Raw genomic sequence first — 24,187 nt, 5'->3', positions numbered from 1 at the left:
CCAGCTGGCATTTCGTCCATCACTCCTTGGTGACGCTATCGCCTGGTGAGCCTTTCCGCTGCAGACGTCCCGTCCCTTCTCGTCAAAGGTTATGCATCGTTTTGATGGGCAGCAATCGTTCGGGGCGAGTCCGGCGAAGAAAATGTTATTCTACGCCTGCAAACCACTGAGAATTTCATGACCCGGCCAGCATCCCTTACAACATTCGATGAAGAACATCGGTGTCACGCCTGCTATCGAAAAAGCGATGTTTGACGACGCCCAATATATGCAGCGTGATGAGCGCGAGCATCGTGTAAGCCAGGGTCTTGTGTACCCACTCAAATATTGCAAAGGCATCGTCGTTCTTAGCTAAAATCTCCGGCAAATTGATGCCAAAAAACGGGACGCCGTCACTCTGAGTGAACGAACTCGACATTGCGTAACCCATCAGCGGAACGACCACTGCCAGCGTCAACATTGCATATTGGACAATGGTCGACAGCATATTCTCCCAGCCGCTCAGTTCGGCGGGATGCGGGGGCAGCGCCGAACGCGTCCGCACTACCAACGCTGTGAGGCCAATGATGAACGCGAGGACCCCAAATTCCTTGTGAACGGGATACATCCAGTCGAATTTGACGGCGGTGCTGTCGGGTAGCGAGGTCATCACCCATCCGAGCGCGATCAGCCCGATGATCAAGCCAGCGCGGGTCCAGTGCAGGGCCCGCATCGGCACGGTATAGCGATCGCGACCATTCATTGCTCAATCCTTGCCGCGTGGGGCCGATCGTTGTGCTGGACGAGGAGTGTCCTCTCTCACGCTGTTTTTTCCATCAGCGAGGCGGCACGTTCGACATCGATCGGTAATTCGTTTTGCCCCGCGCCTAACACACACGATCCGTAATCCCTATACCCGCAATCTAGAGCCAGGATATATGATGATATAAACGGAGCGCTCGATCATCAGATCGTTTTGGATCTAAGCCGCGGATGATCTGCTTGCCTATCTTCACAAGCCATCCGCACGATGTTTTCTGTCACTAGCTCTTTCTGACAGTATCGCAGCGAACGCCGAGGCGTAAAAGAGATCTTACAGCGAGGACTGGTGGGTAGCGCACCGTAACCAGCCCCGACACGGCACGCGTGCGGGTCCAGCGACGGCCGAGGCTATGGTCGGGCATTGTGTAGTTCGTGGTTTGGACGCCGACCAGGCCATCCTCATAGGACACCGGCATTCCCGTAACGGTTTCCGCTAAGGGGACCATGCCGACGAACCGGATTGGCGCGACGAACGATAAAGTCTGTCGAGGTTTGCCGGGCATAATCCGCTGCTCGACTTCAACCCCGGTAACCTCATGATCGGTGCCCCTCTCTGGCCACAGTATCACCGTTAGCGAAGACAGGGATCCAGACCCGTTCTTGCTATTGTCGCGAGCGATCAAAACCGGTGCCGGTAAAGCTGTCAGCAATCGCCAACCGCGGCAATGGAATCAGTCCCAGTTTCGCGCGGCAGATCGTCCTGTTGAACGTTTCGGTGCGGTTGCCGCGCTCCAGCCTTTCGTTTCCGGGACAACCAAGGCAAAGCGGCCGCATGGAGACGATCGGCAAACCGGTTCGCGAATGGCACGGCGTCACGCGGCAGATTTTCGAGACTGAGGTCGTACCGATGGGTGAACCAGCGGTACTACGAGGGGCTCGTCGCGGACTGGCCGGCAACCATCGCTGGCAGCCGTACGGGCCGTGAGCTGGTTGCCTATCTAGCCTCCCATGACTCGGGCGCGCCGCTGTCGACCTATGTGGGCGCACCCACGATCGCTGGCAGGTTCTTCTACCGCGAGGACATGAACGGCTTCAACTTCGACCGCGGGACAGCGCCGTTTCGCGCCGTAGCCGATATGTTGCTCGGCGATCTAGCGACGGGTGCCGGTCCAGCGATCTACAGCGGCGCGGCATCCGCGGTGGAGCACTTCCCGACCTTCGCGGCCGACAACCCCATGCCGTTGCTCGATCCGACGGCGATACCCCGGTTGTGGATCGGGAATGCGGTGACGGTATCGACGCATTACGACACCGCCGACAACATCGCCTGCGTGGCTGCCGGCCATCGCCACTTTACCCTGTTCCCCCCGCACAGGTCGCCAACCTGTATGTCGGGCCCTTGGAAAACACGATTTCCGGTCAACCCGTCAGCATGGTCGACCCGTTGGCGCCTGACCTAGAGCGCTTTCCACGCTATGCCCTGGCGGCGGAGACTGCGCGGTCGGCGGTGCTTGCGCCCGGCGACGCGATCTATGTGCCGACGATGTGGTGGCATCACGTTCGCTCGACCGAACGCCTCAACCTGCTCGTCAATTACTGGTGGAGCCCGCCGAACGATGCGTCCGCGTTCGAAGCGCTGATCTATGCGATGTTGGCCGTTCGCAACCGGCCGGCAGTGGAACGCCAGAACTGGCGGGCGTTTTTCGATCACTATGTGTTCGATGCTGACGCTGCCGACGCGGAACATCTGCCCGAACATGCACGCGGTATCCTTGGCCCCAGCAGTCCGGAGAGAACGGCGCTCATGCGCGAGTTTCTCCAGCGTGGGCTGGGACGAAGGTCTTGAACGACCGGCGACACGCCAGGCTGACGGTCAGTCTGTCAGGTACGAACCTCGAACGTGCAGCGGACTATAACCAGCGCGTGGTATTGCAGGCGATCCGCTTGCGAGAGGTGACCACACGGCAGGAGCTCGTCGCGGTGACGGGTCTGACGCCGCCGACCATCGCAACGATCACGCGGCGCCTGATCGCCGCTGGCCTGGTCCAGATCGTCGGACGGCTGCAACAGGGACGCGGGCAGCCTGCCGTGCAATTAGGGATAGATCCCGACGGTGCGTTCGGCATCGGGGTCAATATCGACCGCGACCATTTGACCTTTGTCATTCTCGATCTGGCCGGAAATGTCCGCGTGCGCGTTTCCCAGGACATTGCTTATGCCCTTCCTGAACAGGTACGGACATTCGTCGCCGGGGCGGTAAAGACCTGCTGCGAAAACCCTCGCGTCATGGTCGATCGGATAGTCGGCGCGGGCATCGCGGTGCCCGAACCGTTCAGCAAGGCCGGCTTTCACGATCAACCGGCCGGCTATTCGGTATGGAATGATCTCGACGTCGCAGGCTTGCTGTCGGACCTGATGCCTTGGCCGCTGCATGTCGACAACGATGCCGCAACGGCCGCGCTGGGCGAGCTGGAGTTTGGGTCGGGCCGCAATTGCCACAATTTCTTCTACCTGCTGATCGGTGCGGGTCTTGGCGGCGGCCTAGTGATCGATGGAAGCTATTATAGAGGCGCGTCTGCTAGAAGCGGAGAAGTCGGGTACATTTTGAGCCGGGTTCCTGCATCGAGCGGCAAGTCCATCGAAAGCCGCGTTTCGCTTTCCGCCCTGTACGATCGCCTGTCGGACGTTGGGTGCGCAAGTGGGACACTCGCCGCACTCTGCCTGGACGACGCTCGTACCAAAAGCGTCATCGACGCCTGGATTGCCGAAGCTGCCGAGATGCTGGTCGATCCGATGATCGCGATCAATTGCCTCATCAATCCGCAGGCTGTGCTGGTGGGAGGCCGGTTACCCGAACCGCTGATCGATGCCCTGGTCGTGAGCTTGACGCATGCGCTCGCCGCGCACGCCGCGGACATGCCGTCGATTGCGCCGATCAGGCGTGCGACCATGGCCGCCGATGCACCAGCGGTTGGTGCGGCGCTGTTACCGTTCAGCGATCTCATGCTGCCCTCGGACGCTATCCTGATGAACGTCGGACGCGACTGAGCGCGTTTTGTGAAAATCAAAATCAATATTGATTGACGAGACCTCCCGAGTGGTTTGAAACGCTGCCAATCCCGCAACGCGGGAACCGGGGAGAGAATGATGAAGACGAAGCTTTCGGTTGCCAGCGTCCTGGCGTTGCTCGGTGGCGCCACGGCGATGGCGCAGACCGCGCCGGCCTCGCTCTCCCCCGTCGCGCATCCCGAGACATGGCCAAAGGTGGCTGCGAAGCCGGCGCTGGATCCGACGCTGGAAGCCAGGATCGGCAAGATCCTTGCTGCCATGTCGGTCGAGGACAAGGTCGGGCAAATCATCCAGGCCGATATCGCGACCGTGAAGCCCGAGGACCTCAAGACATACAAGCTTGGCTCGGTGCTGAACGGCGGCAATTCGGCGCCCAACAACGATGAACTGGCACCGCCGGCGGAATGGCTGAAGCTGGCGGACGCGTTCTACGACGCCTCGATGCAGCGCAATGACGGTCGCCCGAAGATCCCGACGATCTGGGGCACCGACGCGGTCCACGGCAACAACAACATCGTCGGGGCAACCCTGTTTCCACACAATATCGGGCTGGGCGCGGCACGAGACCCCGCGCTGATGGAGAAGATCGGCCGCATCACGGCACGCGAGACGGCCGCCGCCGGTCTCGACTGGAGCTTCGCACCGACGCTGGCGGTCGTGCAGGACGATCGGTGGGGACGCACGTACGAAAGCTATTCCGAAGAGCCCTCCGTGGTGGCCAGTTATGCGGGCCCGGTCGTCACCGGCATCCAGGGCAAGGTCGGTTCGCCAGATTTCATGGCGCCCGGCCACGTCATCGCGACCACCAAGCATTTCGTCGGGGACGGCGGCACGGGTGGACGTGATCAGGGCGATACCAAGGTGTCGGAGGTCGTGCTGCGCGACGTTCACGCGGCCGGATACCCGCCCGCGATCGAAGCGGGCACCCTGACCGTGATGGCCAGCTTTTCGAGCTGGAACGGCGAGAAGATGCACGGCAACAAGACATTGCTGACCGACGTGCTGAAGGGCCGGATGGGCTTTAACGGGTTCGTGGTCGGCGATTGGAACGCGCACGGCCAGATTGCCGGATGCACCAATGAAAGCTGCGCTGCGGCGATCAACGCCGGTCTCGACATGTTCATGATGTCGGGCGATTGGAAGGCGTTGTACCGCAACACGCTGGCGCAGGCCAAGTCGGGCGAAATCGTGCCGGCGCGTCTCGACGACGCGGTTCGTCGTATCCTGCGCGTAAAGATGCTCGCCGGTACCTTCACCGCGGGCAAGCCCTCGACGCGACGCTATGCCGGACAGTTCGGCCTGATCGGATCCCCTGAAGGTCATGCCATCGGCCGTCAGGCGGTTCAGGAATCGCTCGTGCTGATCAAGAATAACGGGGGTGTTCTGCCGCTCAAGCCCAAGGCGAATATCCTCGTCGCGGGTATCGCTGCCGACGATGTCGCGCAGCAGGCAGGCGGCTGGTCGATCACCTGGCAGGGGACCGACGTGCCGAAGCGCGGCTTCCCCAATGCGACGTCGATCTGGGGCGGCATCGACCAGGCCGTGCGTGCCGGCGGCGGTACCGCCACCTACTCGCCGACGGGCGCGTATTCGGCGAAACCCGACGCTGCCATCGTCGTGTTCGGCGAGACCCCTTATGCCGAGTTCATGGGCGACCGGCCGACCCTGGAATACTCACCGGGCGACAAGAGCAATGTCGCGCTGCTCCGCAAACTGAAAGCGGCGGGCATCCCCGTCGTCGCCGTTTTCCTGTCGGGCCGCCCGATGTGGGTAAACGCCGAACTCAACGCTTCGGATGCCTTCGTCGCGGCGTTCCTGCCGGGGAGCGAAGGCGCGGGCGTCGCCGACGTGCTGTTTGCCGGCAAGGATGGCAAACCCGTTCATGACTTCCGGGGCAAGCTGTCCTTCTCGTGGCCTAAGCGTCCCGACCAGTATGTCTTGAATGCGCGTGATCCGAATTACGACCCGCTGTTCAAATTCGGTTACGGCCTCACCTACGCCGATCGCACCGTGGTCGGCACGCTGGACGAGACCCGTCCCGCGGGTATGGCGGTAGACGCAGGCGGCGTCTTCTTCACGAAGGGGCGCGTACCCGAAGCGTGGAGCCTGTCGCTGGGCGAAGGCGACCGGGGATCGACCCGCATCGTCGGCAACAGCGGCCGGAGCCCGGGTGGCGCGCTGACGATCGCCGGTATCGATCGCAATGCCCAGGAAGACGCCCGACGCTTTACCTGGGCAGGCACGCGCGAGGCGGACGTCAGGATCGAGGCCAACGCACCGCTCGACATTGCCCGTGAGGCCAATGGCGAGCTGAGCATGATCGTCCAGTTCCGGATGGACGCGAAGCCCGTGTCCGCTGTCTCTCTCTCGATGGCCAGCCTGGGCAAAACCGCCGCGGTCCCGATCACCGGCTTCTTGCAAGCGGCACCAATCGGCGAGTGGAAGTCCCTGGCGATCCCGCTCAAATGCTTCGTCACCGCCGGGGTTGATCCGCACAAGGTCACCGAGCCGCTCGTCATCTCGACCGCTGGAAAACTGACACTCTCGATCTCCGACGTTCGTCTGGCGCATGCCGATGGACCGGTCGCAGCCTGCCCGACCCGTTGAGGTGACGATCGCGGCGATCCTTCTCGTCCTGCCGATGCAGACCTTGGCGGCGACCAATTACCAGGTCGCCGCCCCCCATGCCTGCGCCGTCGACCAGGCCGAGCTGGACGGACGAGTTCGCGGGGAAAACGATCGACCAGACGAAGTGGCGGTTCGATACGGCCAACAACAAGACCGGCTGGTTCAATCACGAACGGCAATATTATGCTGCCGATCGTCCTGAAAATGCTCGTATCGAAGACGGCGTGCTTGTGATCGAAGCACGGCGTGAAAGCCTGCCGGACAAGCCCGACTGGGGCGGTCAGACCTACACATCCGCCAAGCTCGTGAGCCGCGTATCGCACGCCTATGGCTTCTACGAGATTCGCGCGATGCTGCCGTGCGCACGGGGTACATGGCCCGCGCTATGGCTGTTGCCGCGGACTGGAAAATGGCCCGACGCGGGTGAGATCGACGTCATGGAGATGGTGGGCTGGCAACCGAACATCGTCCACGCCACGCTCCACACCGCTGCATTCAATCACGCCAAGGGGACCCAGCGCGGCGGCCAGACCGAGGTATCGACGGCGTGTACCGCCTATCACCGCTATCAACTCGACTGGCGCCAGGACTCGATCACCATCGGAGTCGACGACAAAGCCTACATGCGCGTCGCGAACGATCGGCCGGGTGGAGCCGATGCATGGCCCTTCACCCGCCCCTATGACCTGATCCTCAACCTTGCCATCGGCGGCGACTGGGGCGGCGTGAAAGGTATCGACGACGCGGCCCTGCCCCAGCGGATGCGGATCGACTATGTCCGCTACTGGGCACCCGATCGGCGCATCAGATAGCGGCGCAGTGTGCGCGGATGTAGTCCGATTGCGACGGCATCTGCGCAATCGTCTGGCGGATACCCAGCCGCATCCGCTCCACCGCCTCCACGAGTTTTCGCTCGTCGAGCCCGTCGACGATCGGGTCGTACCCTTCGGGCGTAACGCCCTGCCCCAACATCACCGCGACCCAGCTCGCGAGCGAGAACAGTTCGTCGTCATAGCGGAAGAAGCGGCCCCTTCGCCTGGAACAGTTCGGTCTTTCGACGCAGGCTGTCCGGCACGGTCATCGTCCGCACATGGTTCCAGAACGGTGAATCGTCCCTGGTGGTGGCGTGATAATGCAGGATAATGAAGTCGCGCACGCCGTCATACGCGCTCCCCATCAGGCGGTCATATTCGCCGGCCTCCACCTCGAGAAATCGTCGATCCGGGAACAGCGCGAGAAGCTTGGCGATCCCGGTCTGGATCAAATGGATCGAGGTCGATTCGAGCGGTTCCAGAAAGCCGCCGGAAAGGCCAAGCGCGACCACGTTGCGGTTCCAGAACCGCTTTCGCCGCCCCGTCACGAACGCCAGACGTCGCGGATCGGCGATCGGCGGCCCTTCGACGGTGGCAAGCAACGTCGCCTGCGCGTCCTCATCGGAGATATGCGCGCTCGAATAGACATAGCCGTTGCCGGTGCGGTGTTGCAGCGGAATGCGCCACTGCCAGCCGGCGCTTCGGGCGGTCGCGCGGGTGAACGGCACGGGGTCGCCGATGTTCGCCGTGGGCATCGCGACGGCGCGATCGCACGGCAGCCAATGGCGCCAATCCTCATATCCGGTCTTCAGCGCGCCTTCGATCAAAATACCGCGGAACCCCGAGCAATCGACGAACAGCTCGCCTTCGATGCGCCGCCCATCCTCCAGCGTCACAGCCTCGACGAATCCGTCTTCGCCGCGCAATGCGACATCGACGATCCGGCCCTCGATACGCTCGACCCCGCGCGCTTCGGCATAGGAGCGCAGGTATCTGGCGTAGAGCCCGGCGTCGAAATGGAACGCGTACGGCAATGTGCCGAAGGGCGATCGAGGATCGGGCGATTGCCTAGCAAACCGCCCCGCCGCCGCTGCCACCGCGCACGGCGCGTAATGCCAGATGTCGGCGCACTGGCCCTGCTTGGCGAGCTTGAGGAAGAACTGATGAAAGTTCAGCCCTTCGATATCGTGTCCGAACTGGCCGAAGGGGGTGAAAATAGCGTTCGCCAATTTTGCGCCAGTCGACGAACTCGATACCGAGCTTGAACGTGCCTTGGGTCTTTGCGACGAAATCATCCTCGTCGATGCCCAGCATCTGATTGAACGTCGCGATCGTCGGGATCGTCGCCTCGCCGACGCCGACGGTGCCGATCTCCTCGCTCTCGATCAGGCGGATACGCGGCTGCCCCTGCTCCTTGCCACCGCCAAGGAATTTGGACAGCGCCGCCGCCGCCATCCAGCCGGCGGTGCCGCCGCCGACGATGACGACCTCGCGGATGGTGTGTTCGCTCATGCGTTGGTCCTCAAGCTTGTCAGATACGCGCGATGTGTCGGGGCGGCGGCGACCGCATTCGACAACCGCGCTCGAAAATCGACCATGGCGGCGCGCGCACGCTTCGGATCGACAGAAGCGACCAAAACGTCGCCGCGTCGTGGCAGGATACCCTGCCCGAGCAGCACGGCATGCCAGCTGTCCCGATCGAAGCTCTCGCCGTCGCGGATCGGCAAACGGCCACGTTCGCGAAATAGCGTCAACGTCTCGGCCAGCTCGGGCGGCAACGGGGCGTCTCGCGCCGCCTGCCAAAACGGCTCGGGACGATCAGACGTCGCATAATGCAGGATCAGGAAATCGCGCAGGCGGTCCGCCTCCTGCCCCGTCTCGCGATTATAGTAAGCGAGCTCGACCTCGTCGAAATCGCGATCGGGCAGCGACGCGACCAGTCGATCGATCTGCGTATGCAAGACATGGAGCGGTGCGGCTTCGAGCGGTTCGACGACGCAATGGGCCTCGCCGATCGCCACGACGTTGCCGATCCAGGCTCGCGATCGCCTTCCGCTCCGGAACCGTGAAACGTCGCCCGGTTCCTGGCGAGCGCCGCTTGCATAGACGATGGCCGTATCGGTTCTGCCGGGCAGGCACGATGTCAGGCGCCATCCGCCATCGATCGCTTCGACCTGCTCAAGAGGTGACAGGAACCGATCACCAGGCTCGGCATCCGATGTCCCGCGCCTCTGAACGAAACTGTCGCACGGCAACCATGGCGACCAATCCTGCCAATCGTCGCCGAACTGGGTGATAAGGTGCGCATCCACGTCGGTCGCGTCGATGTAGAGGTCCGCCTCCAGACGCCCCCCATCGTCCAGGTGGAGCGCCGTCACGCGATCGCCGTTTGTCTCGGCGTATCGCATCCCGCTGGCAGTCACCACGACGCCTAGATGTCGGGCATAGGCTTCGATGAACCGGCGATAGACCGGTGGATCGAGCTGCAACCCATTGGCATAGCCACCGAGTATGTCCGCGCGAGGCGGTACGAACCGACCCGCTGCCGCCAACGCCGCCGCCGGTGCGAAGCTGTCGAACGGCTCGGTTCCACCCGAACCCGCCCAGATCGTGGCAAAGGGCACTCCATCGACAGGCATTCCGGCGCGCCCATACGCATGGGTATAGTCGCCCCCCCGCCCCACCCAAAGAACCGGGTGCCGAGCCGTATGCTCGCGCCGGTCCGCGTCAGGACATCGCGCTCGTCCAACCCGATGTCCGTGTGGAACTCCCCGATCGACGGCGATGCGCCGCCGAACAGATCGACGAAGCCGGGACGCAGTTCCGCGACCGGGATCAATGCGACCGAGATACCGGGGACACGCGCCTTCAGGGCGGCCGCGGCGCTCCAACCCGCAATGCCGTCACCGACCACCGCGATCGTTCCGATGCGGGTGTCGCTCATGCAGCAGCCCCCCCCGATTGCGCGATGTAGGCGGCGTGATCGGGCATGGTCATGACGGCGACCCGCGTTTCGGTGCGCAACCGTGCCAGCGCCTGGACCAGCGCGGCATCGGACGGCCGGTCCGCACGCTGGTCATATCCTTTCGGCACCACGCCCTGCCCGAGATACACGGCAATCCAGCTCGGCTCGAGGAATACGCCTTCGCGGTAGGTCATCACGCGCCCCCCGCTGGCGGAACAGCGTCATCTTCTCCGCGAGCGTGTCGGGTACGTCCATCGTCCGCACATGATCCCAGAACGGTGAATCGTCGCGCGTCGTCGCATGGTAATGCAGGATCAGGAAGTCGCGGATACGGTCATATTCCAGATCGACCACCCGGTTGAACGCATCGCGGTCGATCGGCGAGACCGGCGTGGCGGGGAACAGTTCCAGCAACTGGGTGATCGCCAACTGGATCAGATAGATGCTCGTCGATTCCAGTGGCTCGAGAAAGCCGCCGGCCAGCCCTACGCCGATGACGTTCCCGACCCAGCTGCGCGCTCTCCGGCCCGCCTTGAAACGCAGCATGCGCGGGTCCGCCAGCGGCGTGCTTTCGATCGACCGCAGCAAGGCGTCCTGCGCGACGCCGTCGTCGATGTGCGCGGACGAGTAGACATAGCCGTTGCCGACCCGGTGCTGGAGCGGAATACGCCATCGCCAGCCGGCAGGCATCGCGGTTGCCGTGGTGTAGGGCTTCAGCGTTCCCGCGTCGGCGCAGGGCACCGCGACTGCACGGTCGCACGGCAGCCAATGCGACCAGTCTTCGAACGGCTCGCCCATCGCCTGTCCGGAGCAGCAGCGAGCGGAACCCCGAGCAGTCGATGAACAGGTCGCCCGTAATTCGTTGGCCGTCGTCGAGCACGACCGCCACGACATCACCCGTGGCGCTCCGTTCGACATCGACCACGCGTCCTTCGGTTCGCGCCACCCCCTGCCGCTCGGCCCGCACACGGAGAAACGGAGCGTAGCGCGTCGCGTCGAACTGATACGCGTAGCCAAACGTCGACAACAGGGACCGCGGATCGTCCAGGGGCGGCGCGAACTTCGCGTGGCGGGCGGCGACGACCGGCAGCGAATAGTCCGGAAGCGTGGCAATCTGTCCGGCACGGCTGAGATAATGGTGGAATCCTACCCCGTCGACATCGTGTCCGAAGGCGCCGAACGGATGGATATAGCTGTCGCCGATCCGCGCCCAGTCGCAGAACTCGATACCAAGCTTGAACGTCGCGCCGGTCGCTCGCATGAACTCCGCCTCGTCGATACCCAGCCGCGTGTTGAAGGCTCGGATATGGGGCAGCGTAGCCTCGCCGACACCGACGATGCCGATCTCTTCGGACTCGACGAGGTGGACCTCCGCGACCGGTCGGCCGGCAACGGCCGCAAGCGCAGCGGCAGTCATCCAGCCTGCGGTACCGCCGCCCACGACGACTACCTTGATAGGAGTGCGCGAAGCCGAATTGATAGCGATATCCTCTCCAGTTTGGCCGGTACGGTTATGCCGATCTCAGCGACTGTGACCTGTAGGCAACATATGAATGAAAATCAAAACAGTTATACCTCAGGACCACACGTCAACCATTGTCCCGCCGCCGGAACGCGAGCTACCGAGCACCATCACTCGCGTATTTGCGAGAAAGAGAGTCGGCGCACATTCGCAGCTCGACCTCGGGGGAGAAACTGAATGCACGTCATTGCCTCGCGTAGCGCGCACCTATCTTTCGTCCGCTCGCTGGGTATCGGTGTGTCCGCATTGGCACTCACGTCCGGTGTGCAAGGCTTCGCGCAGACGGTGACGCAGCCGACCGCGCCCACGACCAATTCCCAGGATGGCGGCATATCGCGGTCGACCGATCCCGTAGTATCCGGCGCCGCCGCACCCGACGCGCAGACGGGGACGCCGGCTACGGGGCAGGATCCCGTTGCGGCCCAGACCGACGCAGCAACCGGTGATGAAATCGTCGTTACCGGCATCCGCGCCAGCCTGGCGAACTCGCAGGGTATCAAGCGCGATGCCGACACCGTCGTGGACGCGATCACTGCCGAAGACATCGGCGCCCTGCCGGACCGCTCGGTAACGGAGGCGCTCCAGCGCGTTCCCGGCGTCTCGATCAGCCGCTTCGCAGCCGGCAACGACTCCGATCACTTCTCGGTCGAGGGTTCCGGGATCGTCATTCGCGGACTGAACTACGTCCGCTCCGAATTCAACGGTCGCGACAGCTTCTCGGTCAATGGCGGCCGCGCGCTCAACTTCCAGGACGTCTCGCCCGAATTGCTCGGCTCGGTCGAAGTCTACAAGAACATGACCGCCGACCAGATCGAAGGCGGGATCGCCGGAACGGTCGTCCTCAACACGCGCAAGCCTTTCGATAGCAAGGAACCGGTCGTCTACGTGTCCGCGGACATGAACTACGGCGATTTTTCCAAGAAGGGCTCACCCTCCATCTCAGGCCTTGCGTCGAAGAACTTCGACACGAGCATTGGTCGTTTTGGCGTGCTCGTCGGCGGGTCGTATTCGCAGCTCTTCAGCCGCGCGGACGGCCTGCAGGTCACGAACTACCAGGCCCGCTTCAACGGTTCGCAGGACATCAACGGCGACGGGGTAAACGAAACCGACACCCTGGCAGGGCTTGCCCCGGGCCAGGTGGCGTACGCGCCAGTGGGCGCCGGCGTACGGACGCAGGAGTTCAACCGCGAGCGCATCGGTGCGGCAGGCGCGCTGCAGTTCGAATCGAACGACAGGTCGCTGCTCGCTACGCTGCAGTTCGTGCGCAGCGACGCACGCCAGACCTGGGGCGAGCGCACCGTAGAAACCGTGTCCGACGGCATCGACCGCGCCACCGCGCCGCGGCCGGGGACCAACTATACCTTCGGGGACGACGGCCTTTTCGAAACTGGTACGATTTCGCTCGACCGCGGTTACGTGCCGGCCGGCGGACAGCAACGCGGCATGGTTACGCAGCTTTCGAATCGCGGCGTGAAGACGCGTGCGGTGACCAATGATTTTGGCGGCAACGTGAAGTGGCAGGCAACCGAAAAGCTGTCCTTCAACTTCGATGGCCAGTATGTAAAATCGACCACGAAGCAGACGGATCTGTCGGTCTATGGATCGACGTTCTCCGACGTAGCGCTCGACCTCACCGGCAATACGCCCGACATCAGCTTCCTCGCCCCTAACGGCGCCAACAGCCAGGCGTATTTCGCGGATCCGGCGAACAGCTATTATCGTGCTGCGATGGACCATTTCGAGGACAACAAGGGCCATGAATGGGCGTTCAAGGCGGACGCGACGTATGATTTCGACGACGACAGCTTCCTTAAGAAGGCCAAGGTCGGTGCCCGCTATGCCGACCGCGACCAGACAGTGCGGTATTCGCTGTATAACTGGGGCGTGCTCAGCGAAGTCTGGGATGGGTCGGGTCCCGTCACCTTTGCGGACACCAACTCGAACGGCTACGGCCTGTTCAGCTTCGATAATGTGTTCCGCGGCGACGGTCCGTCCGGGCTCGGCGCAAATTACATCAACGGAAATCCGGCATCCAGCTACGATGCCATCACCGCACAGGCACAGGCGGTCAATGCGATCTGGCGCAACCAGAAGGGTGCGAATTCGGGCGGATGGACGCCTGCCGGCCAGCGCGCGGGCGTGGTCGCCGGCACCAGCTTCCTGCCGAGCGAGGTTTACACCAATTCCGAAGAGACCAAAGCTGCATACGCCCGGCTCGACTTTGGTACGCAGGGCAACGACCTGTTCGGAGGCCTGAAGGTCTCGGGTAACGTCGGCCTCCGCTACATCCAGACGACGGACAAGGCGAACGGCTTCTTCACGTTCCCGACGCGCAACCAGATCATCGGCAGCGCTGCCAGCGTCGCGACCTTCTGTGGACAGCCCGCACAGACGAGCCCGTTCTGCGGCCTTACATCGGCGCAGCAGCAGGACGTTCTGACGTTTTCCAATGGAACCGCGATCAACCAGACGACGCGCAACCGCTTCGATCACTTCCTGCCGAGCTTCAACCTCAAGGTTGGCATCACGCCGAACCTGATCTCGCGCTTCGCCTATTCGAAGGCGATCTCGCGGCCGGGCTTCGAGCAGTTGCAGAGCACGACCCTGATCGCACCGACCAGCGGGCTTTCGGTGTTCCAGCTCGAGGGCGGCAGCCGGAATTCCAATCCGTTCCTGAAACCCGTTGAGGCGAACCAGTTCGATCTCACCGCGGAATGGTATTTCGCAAAGGTCGGGTCGTTGACCGCGGCGGCGTTTTACAAGGATCTGTCGAACGTCATCGTCGCGAACGTGGCGCAAACCCGCTCGATCACGAACAACGGCATCACCCAGAACGTGTTGTTCGTGGCGCCACAGAACGCGGACAGCCACAGCAACGTGAAGGGCTTCGAACTCGCCTATCAGCAGACCTATGATTTCCTTCCGGGGCTGCTGTCTGGGCCTGGCGTGCAGGCCAACTATACCTTTGTCGACCCGTCCAACATCCCGCAGGGCCGCGGCGCACAGGCCACTTCGCCGACCACGACGATCGACGTCTCTCGCCTGCCGCTCGAAGGGCTTTCGCGCCATACGATCAACGGCACGCTATTCTATGAAAAGGGGCCATTGTCGTTGCGCGCCGCGTACAACTGGCGATCGAGGTATTTGCTGACGATCCGTGACGAGATCGCGCCATTCCTGCCGATCTATGCCAGTGCGTTCGGGCAGCTCGACGGGACGATCCTGTACTCGGTCAACGACAACTTCAAGATCGGGTTCCAGGGGGTAAATCTCCTCGACAGCACGACGAAGACGGAATCGGTCGTCAATGCCGAGGGCTGCGCGCGCCGCGCAGTTACTTCAAGAACGATCGTCGTTTCTCGCTGACCACACGGCTAAAGTTCTAACCCGGGCGCACGCCCGACACCGTCGTCAATGCTGCAGCTTCCTGTCATGGCCTTCGCACCAGGGAGCTGCAGTTTACGATACGTTATCGAAAGAAAGACATCCGTGCTCTTCAGATATGTGTTGGGTGCGGCGGTGGCCCCTCGCCGCTCCGACGGTCGCTTATTCGCACGACGGCGTCGCAAAAGCATCGATACGGACATCCGACAGTCCGGCGACGGCGACCGGGCCGGCATGGCGCACCGCGTCGCGCCTGCACCGCGGCGTCAACATCATCGGATACGATCCGCTGTGGGACGATCCCCAGAAGGCACGGTTCAAGCCGCGTCATTTCCGGATCATCAAGCAGGGCGGGTTCGATTTCGTCCGGGTCGTGCTCCAGTCCTTCAAGCACATGGATGCCAGAAACCGCCTCGATCCGAAGTGGCTCGCAACGCTCGATGGTGTAGTCAAGGACGCGACCGTAGCAGGCCTGAGCGTCATTCTCGATGAGCACGACTTCAACCTGTGCTCGGAAGCGCCGGACGCCTGCGAACCCAGGCTGATCGCGTTCTGGCAGCAGATCGGGGCACGCTATCGCGACGCGCCGGACAGCGTTCTGTTCGAATTGCTGAACGAGCCGCACGCGCCTCTGGATGGTCCCCGGTGGAACGCGATGCTGAGCAGGCTCATCCCCTGCTGTACGCGCGACCAACCCGGGTCGGACGCTCGTCGTGGGGCCGACCCGCTGGAACAATCTGGAAGAATTGCCCGGACTCGAACTGCCCAAATCCGACCGGAACATTCTCGTCACCTTCCACTCGTACGAGCCTTTCCGATTCACCCACCAGGGTGCGCCCTGGTCGTCGGAAACCGCCGAACTGAAGGACGTGCCCTTCACAGCCGCCGACGAGGCGAGGATCAAGGCCGATTACGACAAGGTCGGTGCATGGTCGCGCGCGAACGACCGTCCCGTACTGATGGGGGAGTTCGGCGCGTATGAGAAAAGCGGCACGCCAATCGAGGCACGTGCCCGTTACACGGCGACCGTCCGCCGCGAGGCCGAGGCGCATGGCTTCCCATGGGCGTATTGGCAGTTCGACAGCGACTTCATACTGTACGACATCGACAAGGGTCGTTGGGTAGAGCCGATACGCAAGGCGCTTATACCCGAGCAACGGTAAAGCATCCGTCCGGAGCGGTATCAAGCCGACATGGGTCTGATCGGGAGCATGATCGTCCCGTTGCAGACGCATGACGTAAGAATTATCGCGACGCACGGTTCTGGCAGGCGTGGGCGGCGCGGCCCGCATCTGCACGGCCCGCCTCTGCACGACAGCGCACGGATAGCGTCTTTCTGCTTAGCGACTTCATCGACTAGGACGAAGGACGCGATCGGTTAAAACTCGCGCGGAGCGATGACGGCTATGTATTTACGCCACTTGGGAGCGGGCGGGGATTCCTAAATTCGAAGTGGGGCAGGACAAGCCGATGCGCGATCCGCAACGGTTGCAGGCCCGGACAGAGATTGGGGCAAAGATGTCGCGGTGCCAGGAAAAATGCATCGCACCTGATCGTGTCTATTGCCGCGCGTTGCAGTGATGTTACCGGTTGGTGACGCATCCGGGTCACACGGATCGACACAGGAGGATGTTCGAAGCCCAAGGGGGACCATCCATGATTCGCTTGCCCGTTCGTACGTCTGCCATCGCCCGACTGCTCGCCGCCAGCGCGCCGCTGCTCGTTTTCGCGGTGCCCGCCATCGCACAGGAACACGTGCCGGCTGCACAAGCCGTGAGCGATCCGGCGAGCGACCAAGGCGTCGGTGAGATCGTCGTCACCGCGACCCGCCGCCGGGAATCGTCGAAGGACGTGCCGCTCGCGGTCACCGCGATCAGCGGCGAGAAGCTCGACGTGCTCAATTCGAGCGGCCTCGACATCCGCTTCCTCGCCGGCCGCACGCCGAGCCTCCAGGTCGAGTCGTCGTTCGGTCGCACCTTCCCGCGGTTCTACATTCGCGGCCTCGGCAACACCGATTTCGATCCCAACGCCGCGCAGCCGGTGTCGGTCGTGTATGACGACGTCGCGCTCGAGAACCCGATGCTGAAGTCGTTCCCGGTCTTCGATCTGCAGAGCGTCGAAGTGCTGCGCGGGCCGCAGGGCACGTTGTTCGGGCGCAACACGCCCGCGGGCGTCGTGAAAATCGATTCCGCCAAGCCGAACCCGGACAAGGTCTCGGGCTATGCGACCGGATCCTGGGCCACCTACAACACGATCAACGGCGAGGCGGCGCTCAACCTGCCGATCGGCAACGGCTTCGCGTTCCGCGCATCGGGCATCATCCAGTCGCGCGACGATTGGGTTAAGAACGATTCCACGACGGGCAATGCGAATCGCAAGCTCGAAGGCTATCGCGACGTCGCCGGTCGCTTCCAGCTCGGCTATACCAGCAGCGATTTCAACGCGTTGCTGAACGTGCATGTCCGCGACCTGACGGGCTCGCCACGCATCTTCCGCGCCGGGCTGTTCAAGCCGGGGACCAACGACTTCAATACCGGATTCGACCCCAAGCACGTCACGCTCGACGGCTACACCAGCCAGAGCCTCACGCAATGGGGCACCAACCTGCGGCTCGACTATCACCTCGATGGCATCGGCACCTTCTACTCGGTCACCGGCTACGAGCAGGCCAAGGTCGAGAGCACCGGCGATGTCGACGGCGGCAACAACTACACGTTCCTCGGCGGAACGATCGGCGCGATCGGCGTCGGGCTGTTTCCGTCGAACACCGGCGGCCTGACCAAGCCCAAGGAGTTCAGCCAGGAACTGCGGTATGCCAGCGAGGACATGAACGGCATCCGCCTCCAGGGCGGTCTGTATTATTTCCACCAGACGCTCCGCTATCACCAGTACGACTATGCGTTCGGCGGTACCGGTTCGCGCGCGACCGACCTCGACCAGGATATCTACCACGACAACCGCAACGAGAATTACGGCGCGTTCGCCTCGATCGAGGCCAAGCCCGTCGACCTGCTGACGTTGCGCGCGGGCGTCCGCTATTCGCACGACTATCGCAACGACCTCGTCACAGCACCGATCCCCGGCACCGGGATCAGCGACACGCTGCCCGCGCGTGCGATCGTCCGTGGCTCGAACGTGACCTGGGACGCGAGCGCTACCTACGAACTGACGCCCGCGATCAACGTCTATACGCGGCTCGCGACCGGCTATCAGGGCCCCGCAATCCAGGACCGCGTGACCTTCGGCAGCGTCCAGAGCACCGCGCCCAAGCAGACGACCTTCTCGGGCGAGAGCGGCTTCAAGGGCACGCTGCTCGATCGGAAGGTGAACTTCTCGCTCGACGCCTATTGGTACAGCACCAAGGATTTGCAAATCACCGCGGTCGGCGGCAGCAGCAATTCGGCACGGCTTATCAGCGCGAACAAGGCGATCGGCTACGGCATCGAGGGCGAATTCGAGGCGCGGCCGCTTCCCGAACTGACGCTGACCGCGAGCGGCAGCTACAACTTCACCGAGATCCGCGACCGGGGCATTGGTGTCGGGGTATGCGCGACCTGCACCGTGCTCGATCCGATCGTCAACGGGTTCGCGGTGATCGACGGCAACGATCTTCCCCAGGCGCCGCGCTGGATCGCCAACTGGACCGCACGCTACGGCATCCCGCTCGCCAATGGCGGCGAGGTCTACGCGTACACCGACTGGGTCTATCGCAGCCGCATCAACTTCTTCCTGTACGAAGCGGTCGAGTTCACCGGCAAGTCTTCGCTCGAAGGCGGCCTTAAGGTCGGCTATAAATCGCCGCAAGGGTATGAGGTCGGCGCGTTCGTCCGCAACATCACCAACCAGTATCGCAGCATCAGCGCGATCGACTTTAATAACCTGACGGGCATGATCAACGAACCGCGGATCATCGGTGGCCAGTTCAAGGCCGCATTTTGAGATAAGACGCCGGACTGAGCGCCTTACGGTCGATCTTGGGTCGCAAGCGAGCCAAAGGCGCTGTCGTCTGACGTGATACTGTGGTGGGCCGGTGCTTGGGCACTGGCCCTAACACTTGATCGGCTGTCGACAAACGCGTCACTAAAGCTTCCAGTCGGACTTTATAGCGGACATCTTCCTGATAGTTTCCTGGGTTCGACTTCTGCCATTCGTTCATTTTGTCTAGCGCGCTTCGCGGTCCCCAGCCCTGCACTGGCTCCGGCTCACCAAAATGCGGCAAAAATGCAACATTGTTGCAGATGCGTGACGACGTACGAAGTTTTCGATTGCTAGAACACGTCCGTTGTGGCCGTTTGGTGCACGATGACGATGCAGTGAAATGACACCGTCACGACATTCGCAGGGCTGGTCAAAAAAGCGTTTCGATACGCCGAACACAATCGACGGTCGAGAACGGGAACATCTGGAGAAGACTTTTGAAGAGCTAGGTTTTCCAAGGGGGCTTTAGATGATCAGATACACGACTTCGACCGTCGCACTGGCGGTTGCACTACTATCGTGCCCCGCCGCCTTCGCAGCCGAACGAGATACCATACAGGACGCGGCTACAGGCTCCGCTCAGGACACCACTCCCCCAAGGGGTTGCACCCGTGGAGGCCGAACCAACGAGTGAGATCCTCGTACTCGGTACGCGACGTACCGACCGTACGCTGGCCAACTCGCCCTCGCCCGTCGACATCATCAGTGCGGATGACCTGACCACGCAGCCTGCCGCCAACATGATCGATGCGCTCAAGAACATCGTACCGTCGTTCTATGCCGGCCAGAACTCGATTTCGGACGCGTCGACCTTCGTTCGCTCGCCATCGCTTCGTGGCCTGTCGGGCGACCAGGTCCTCGTGATGCTGAACGGCAAGCGCTACAACCGGTCGGCGCTGGTGCAGGTCTACGGCGGCAGCGATACCGGGCTCGGTCGCGGCGCCCAGGGGCCCGACATCTCGGCAATTCCGTCGCTCGCGATCGGCAATCTCCAGGTGCTGCGCGAAGGTGCCACCGCGCAATATGGCTCGGACGCGATCGCCGGCGTTCTGAACTACGGCCTGCGCCAGGATCAGGGCATCGAACTGGTCGGTCGCGCCGGGCAATATTATGCGGGAGACGGCGAAAGTTACCAGATCGCGGGCAATGCGGGCCTGAAGGGCGACTGGGGCTTCATCAACGCGACCGGCGAATATGTCGACGAGGGGCAGACCAGCCGGGGTCGAACCCGCCCATCCGCGGCGAACTTCGCGCAGAACTTCCCGGCGCTCGCGACGCAGCTACCCAATTTCCCCGGCCCCGTGCAGATCTGGGGAAATTCGCCCTCGCACGGATTCAAGTCGGTGCTCAACACGGCGATCAACGTCACCCCCGACAGCAAACTCTATTTCTTCGGCAACTTTGCGCAGAGCAAGGGCAACCAGAGCTTCAACTATCGTGCGCCAGTGAGCAGCACCGCAGTCGATTCAGCCGGGGTGGTCCGCAATCAGGGTGCGAACGGCGCGTTCAACAACACGTTCTTCCTCACCCCCCTGCCCCACCGGCAACGCGACCTGCCCGACCGGCGGCTTCGTACGGGACGGCAACACCTTCAAGTTCAACCAGCTCTACCCGGCCGGCTTCACGCCGCGCTTCGTCGGCAAGTCGCAGGAACTCTACGGCGTGCTCGGCTACAAGGGCACCAGCGGCGATTTCAGCTATGACCTGTCGGTGACGCTAGCACGCAACAAGCTGTCGCTGTCGATGTATAACTCGGCCAACTTCTCCTACGGGCCGGCGACCCAGACGAGCTTCGACTTCGGCGACCTGATCCAGAAGGAAGTGAACTTCAACGCCGACTTCACCTATGCGGCGGATCTCGGCCTCGCCGCGCCGCTGACCATCTCGGCCGGCGGCGAGTTCCGCAAGGAAACCTACGAACAGACTGCCGGCAATGCGCAATCCTATGCAGCCGGTCCCTACGCCATCGCGCAGCAGCTCTACACGCAGACCGCGCCCGGCGTGTACGTCGATTCCGGCACGACCGCGGCGCAGGGAGTCGGCGCCAGCGGCTATGCAGGAACCAGCCCAGCCACAGCGGGCAAGTTCGACCAGAAGGCCTATGCCGCTTATGTCGGCCTCGAAACCGATCTTACCGAAGCGTTGACGGTCGGGGCGGCCGGCCGATACGAGCACTACAACACGTTCGGCGATGCCTGGGTCGGCAAGGTCAACGCACTCTACAAGTTCGTCGAAGGGTTCTCGGTCCGCGGCAGCTTCGGCACCGGCTTCCACGCGCCGTCGCCAGGTCAGTCGAACGTCTCGATCGTCACGACCTCGTTCAACAACGGCAACGCGTTCCAGGCCGGCACTTATCCTGTCAACAGCGCACCCGCGCAATATTACGGCGCCGAGCCGCTGACCCCGGAAAAGTCGACCAACTACGGCCTCGGCGTCATCCTGGAGCCGGTCCGCGGCCTGACGGTCACGGTCGACGGGTATCAGATCGATTTGCGCAATCGCATCGGCCTGACCTCGCCATTCATCGTCAATGCCATCGCGATCGCGGCGCAACCGGCACTGCAAGCCGTTGGACTCGACGGCCAAGTGCAGTATTTCACCAATGGCTTCAAAACGCGCACCCGTGGCATCGACGTGGTCGGCACCTACCGCACGAAACTGAGCGAAGCCGAGCTCAACTTCTCGCTCGCGTATAACTACAACAAGACCAAGGTTACCGATTACGACTCCCGTGTCATCAATTTCCCCATCCTCATCGATGCGGAAAACCTGGCGCCGAAGCACCGTATCGTCTTCAACGCCAATTGGTCGCTGGATAATCTGAGCTTCAATGTCCGCGAGAATTACTACAGCTCGTTCACCGCGGCGCAGGATTACGGCGTCACCAACATCCTGACCAACGGCATCGTGACCGGGGCGACGCCTAACCAGGTCTTCGGCGGCAAGTTCGTTACCGATCTCGAAGTAAGCTATGTCTTCGCCGAGCATTTCACCCTGTCGATCGGTGCGCAGAACTTTACCGACGAACACCCCGATCGCCTCGCGGCGAACGGAACGGTGCAGATCTATCCCCTGACCGGCGGCACGTCCGACGGCCAGGTCTACCCGCGCGGTGGTGGCCCGTTCGGCTTCAACGGCGGCTTCTACTACACGCGTCTTCGTGTAAAATATTGAAATGGACGTGGGGGCGCGAGTGCGTCCCCACCTTTGCGTTCAGCGACGTAACGAAGAGACAAAACTTAGACTTTGAGCCGTTACATCGATTCCACATGAAGCCTTCTGCGCTCATGCCTGCGAACTGCTGTTTCAAGACAAGAAGCCGCAAGCACCGTTTTATAAACACTGGCTTTCATCGCTGACTGATCCTCACGATACGAAATCTGCGACCGCGAGGTCTTTGCCCACAACACGACGTGACGGTGGAAAAACCTCCGTCCTACCTTCGCGCTTGACGCCGAGATGGCGGGCACTGAAAGTTGGAGCAATGGCAGCCACCCCGAACCATCGTTGGCCGAGCGACCTGATGCAGGCCGCGCTCGCGCTCCACGACAACCAGCTTCACGTCGCCGAACCGCTGCTGAAGGCGTATCTCAAGCGCGATCCGTTAGATGCGCGGGCGATCCGGATGCTGGCCGAACTGGCCGGGCGGATCGGGCGGTACGGCGATGCGGAGGCATTGCTGCGCCGCGCGGTCGAACTGGCGCCAGGCTTTACCGCGGCGCGCGCGAACCTCGCGCTCGTGCTGTACCGCCAGAACCGCGCGCCCGAAGCGCTGACCTTGCTCGACGCGGTGATCGCCGACGAGCCGGACAATCCCGGGCATGCGAACCTGAAAGCAGCGGCGCTCGGGCGGCTTGGCGGGTTCGAGGATGCGATCGCGCTGTATGAAAAAAGTGTTGCACAATGCGCCGGGCCAGCCGCGCGTGTGGCTGAGCTACGGTCACATGCTCAAGACGGTGGGGCGTCGCGACGACGGTATTGCCGCTTATCGCCGCGCGTTGGCGCTGTTACCGACGCTCGGCGACGCGTGGTGGAGCCTTGCCAATCTCAAGACGGTACGGTTCGACGATGCCGATATCGCATCGATGGAGGCTGGCCTCGCTCGGGATGATCTGGATGACGAGGACCGCTTCCATCTCGATTTCGCGCTCGGCAAGGCATTCGAGGATCGCCGAGAACCGGTGCAGTCGTTCGCGCATTACGCGGCGGGTAACGCACTCCGCCGGACCCGGATCGTGTACGACGCCGACGAAACGCGCATATTCGTCGACCGCAGCATCGCGTTGCTGACGCCTGAGTTCCTGAACGCGCGCCGCGGCCAGGGATGCGAGGCCCCCGACCCGATCTTCGTCCTTGGCATGCCGCGTGCGGGGTCGACGTTGATCGAGCAGATCCTCGCCAGCCATAGCCTCGTCGAGGGCACCACCGAACTACCCGACATGCCCGCGCTCGCCCGCCGCATCGCCGACTATCCGCAGGGCATCGCCACCCTCTCTGCGGATGCACTGCGCGAGATCGGCGAGGAGTATCTGCGTCGTGCCGCGATCCAGCGGCGCACCGATCGCCCGTTCTTCATCGACAAGCTGCCCAACAATTGGGCGCATACCGCGTTGATCCACCTCGCCTTGCCCAATGCGCGGATCATCGACGCGCGGCGCGACCCGCTCGACTGCTGCTTCTCGAACTTCAAGCAGCATTACGCGCGGGGGCAGGCGTTCAGCTATTCGCTCGACGATCTCGGTCGCTATTACCGCGACTATGTCCGGCTGATGACGCATGTCGACGCGGTGCTGCCGGGCCGCGTCCACCGCGTCGATCACGAAGCCCTGCTCGAGAATACAGAGGTCGAAGTCCGCGCCTTGCTTACGGCCTGTGGACTTGAGTTCGAGCCCGCCTGCCTTGCCTTCCACGAGACCGAGCGGGCGGTTCGCACCGCCAGTTCCGAACAGGTGCGTCGGCCGATCAATCGTGACGGCGTTGATGCCTGGCGGCCGTACGAGATGTGGCTCGACCCACTGAAAACCGCACTCGGCGACCTGCCACGCGCATGATCCGTGGCAAAAACGTCACGCTTACGTAATAAAGCTG

The 24,187-nt window shown here is 62.7% G+C and carries 8 protein-coding genes and 7 pseudogenes; 11 read left to right on the top strand and 4 right to left on the bottom strand.

What is annotated here, in order from left to right:
- Nucleotides 1-196: 196 nt before the first annotated feature.
- Nucleotides 197-742, bottom strand: a complete 546-nt coding sequence (locus tag NHF48_RS15795) for a cytochrome b (RefSeq protein ID WP_253071633.1) — start codon at nucleotides 740-742, stop codon at nucleotides 197-199.
- A gap of 910 nt (nucleotides 743-1,652) precedes the next feature.
- Between NHF48_RS15795 and NHF48_RS26075 the strand changes: the two are divergent.
- From NHF48_RS26075 to NHF48_RS15770, 4 genes and pseudogenes are all read left to right on the top strand, one after another.
- A pseudogene (locus NHF48_RS26075) lies at nucleotides 1,653-2,587 on the top strand (cupin-like domain-containing protein).
- Nucleotides 2,584-3,789, top strand: a complete 1,206-nt coding sequence (locus tag NHF48_RS15780; protein ID WP_263816907.1) for an ROK family transcriptional regulator — start codon at nucleotides 2,584-2,586, stop codon at nucleotides 3,787-3,789. Before NHF48_RS26075 ends, NHF48_RS15780 begins: the two are co-directional and overlap by 4 nt.
- 99 nt (nucleotides 3,790-3,888) lie before the next feature.
- Nucleotides 3,889-6,417 (top strand): glycoside hydrolase family 3 protein, encoded by a 2,529-nt coding sequence (locus tag NHF48_RS15775; protein WP_253071629.1) that lies wholly within the window; start codon nucleotides 3,889-3,891, stop codon nucleotides 6,415-6,417.
- Between the two features lie 77 nt (nucleotides 6,418-6,494).
- Nucleotides 6,495-7,250: a glycoside hydrolase family 16 protein gene (locus NHF48_RS15770; protein WP_253071628.1), complete on the top strand. Its 756-nt coding sequence runs from the start codon at nucleotides 6,495-6,497 to the stop codon at nucleotides 7,248-7,250.
- Here the strand turns inward: NHF48_RS15770 and NHF48_RS15765 are convergent.
- The 3 pseudogenes from NHF48_RS15765 to NHF48_RS26070 all read right to left on the bottom strand — a co-directional run bounded on the left by NHF48_RS15765 (nucleotide 7,243) and on the right by NHF48_RS26070 (nucleotide 11,632).
- Nucleotides 7,243-8,762 (bottom strand): annotated as a pseudogene (locus NHF48_RS15765) (tryptophan halogenase family protein). The gene NHF48_RS15770 and the pseudogene NHF48_RS15765 sit on opposite strands and share 8 nt — an antisense overlap.
- Nucleotides 8,759-10,194 (bottom strand): annotated as a pseudogene (locus NHF48_RS15760) (tryptophan 7-halogenase). Before NHF48_RS15760 ends, NHF48_RS15765 begins: the two co-directional pseudogenes overlap by 4 nt.
- A pseudogene (locus tag NHF48_RS26070) lies at nucleotides 10,191-11,632 on the bottom strand (tryptophan halogenase family protein). Before NHF48_RS26070 ends, NHF48_RS15760 begins: the two co-directional pseudogenes overlap by 4 nt.
- 282 nt (nucleotides 11,633-11,914) lie before the next feature.
- On the opposite strand from NHF48_RS26070, the gene NHF48_RS15750 reads away from it, so the two are divergent.
- From NHF48_RS15750 to NHF48_RS15720, 7 genes and pseudogenes are all read left to right on the top strand, one after another.
- Nucleotides 11,915-15,103, top strand: a complete 3,189-nt coding sequence (locus tag NHF48_RS15750; RefSeq protein WP_253071627.1) for a TonB-dependent receptor — start codon at nucleotides 11,915-11,917, stop codon at nucleotides 15,101-15,103.
- Nucleotides 15,045-15,716: pseudogene (locus NHF48_RS15745) on the top strand (cellulase family glycosylhydrolase); the annotation flags it as partial. The gene NHF48_RS15750 and the pseudogene NHF48_RS15745, both read left to right, overlap by 59 nt.
- Nucleotides 15,717-15,834: 118 nt before the next feature.
- On the top strand, nucleotides 15,835-16,284 hold the full coding sequence (locus NHF48_RS15740) for a glycoside hydrolase family 5 protein (protein WP_253071626.1): 450 nt from the start codon (nucleotides 15,835-15,837) through the stop codon (nucleotides 16,282-16,284).
- A gap of 493 nt (nucleotides 16,285-16,777) precedes the next feature.
- On the top strand, nucleotides 16,778-19,060 hold the full coding sequence (locus tag NHF48_RS15735; RefSeq protein ID WP_253071625.1) for a TonB-dependent receptor: 2,283 nt from the start codon (nucleotides 16,778-16,780) through the stop codon (nucleotides 19,058-19,060).
- Nucleotides 19,061-19,710: 650 nt separating this feature from the next.
- Nucleotides 19,711-20,088 (top strand): annotated as a pseudogene (locus NHF48_RS25265) (TonB-dependent receptor plug domain-containing protein); the annotation flags it as partial.
- Nucleotides 20,089-20,590: 502 nt separating this feature from the next.
- Entirely contained in the window at nucleotides 20,591-22,273 is a 1,683-nt protein-coding gene (locus tag NHF48_RS15725; protein WP_253071624.1) for a TonB-dependent receptor domain-containing protein, read from the top strand.
- Nucleotides 22,274-22,622: 349 nt separating this feature from the next.
- Nucleotides 22,623-24,150: pseudogene (locus NHF48_RS15720) on the top strand (sulfotransferase).
- Nucleotides 24,151-24,187 lie beyond the last annotated feature (37 nt).

Source organism: Sphingomonas sp. H160509 (genome assembly GCF_024124765.2).
Taxonomy (GTDB): Bacteria; Pseudomonadota; Alphaproteobacteria; order Sphingomonadales; family Sphingomonadaceae; genus Sphingomonas.
Note: the sequence above shows the minus strand (reverse complement) of the source record. Positions and strands in the feature narration are given on the sequence as shown.

Excerpts from the sequence above, each read along its gene's own strand:
- NHF48_RS15735 (WP_253071625.1), top strand. The coding sequence starts at position 16,778 with ATGATTCGCTTGCCCGTTCGTACGTCTGCCATCGCCCGACTGCTCGCC.
- NHF48_RS15770 (WP_253071628.1), top strand. The coding sequence starts at position 6,495 with ATGCCTGCGCCGTCGACCAGGCCGAGCTGGACGGACGAGTTCGCGGGG.
- NHF48_RS15750 (WP_253071627.1), top strand. The coding sequence starts at position 11,915 with ATGCACGTCATTGCCTCGCGTAGCGCGCACCTATCTTTCGTCCGCTCG.
- NHF48_RS15775 (WP_253071629.1), top strand. The coding sequence starts at position 3,889 with ATGAAGACGAAGCTTTCGGTTGCCAGCGTCCTGGCGTTGCTCGGTGGC.
- NHF48_RS15795 (WP_253071633.1), bottom strand. The coding sequence starts at position 742 with ATGAATGGTCGCGATCGCTATACCGTGCCGATGCGGGCCCTGCACTGG.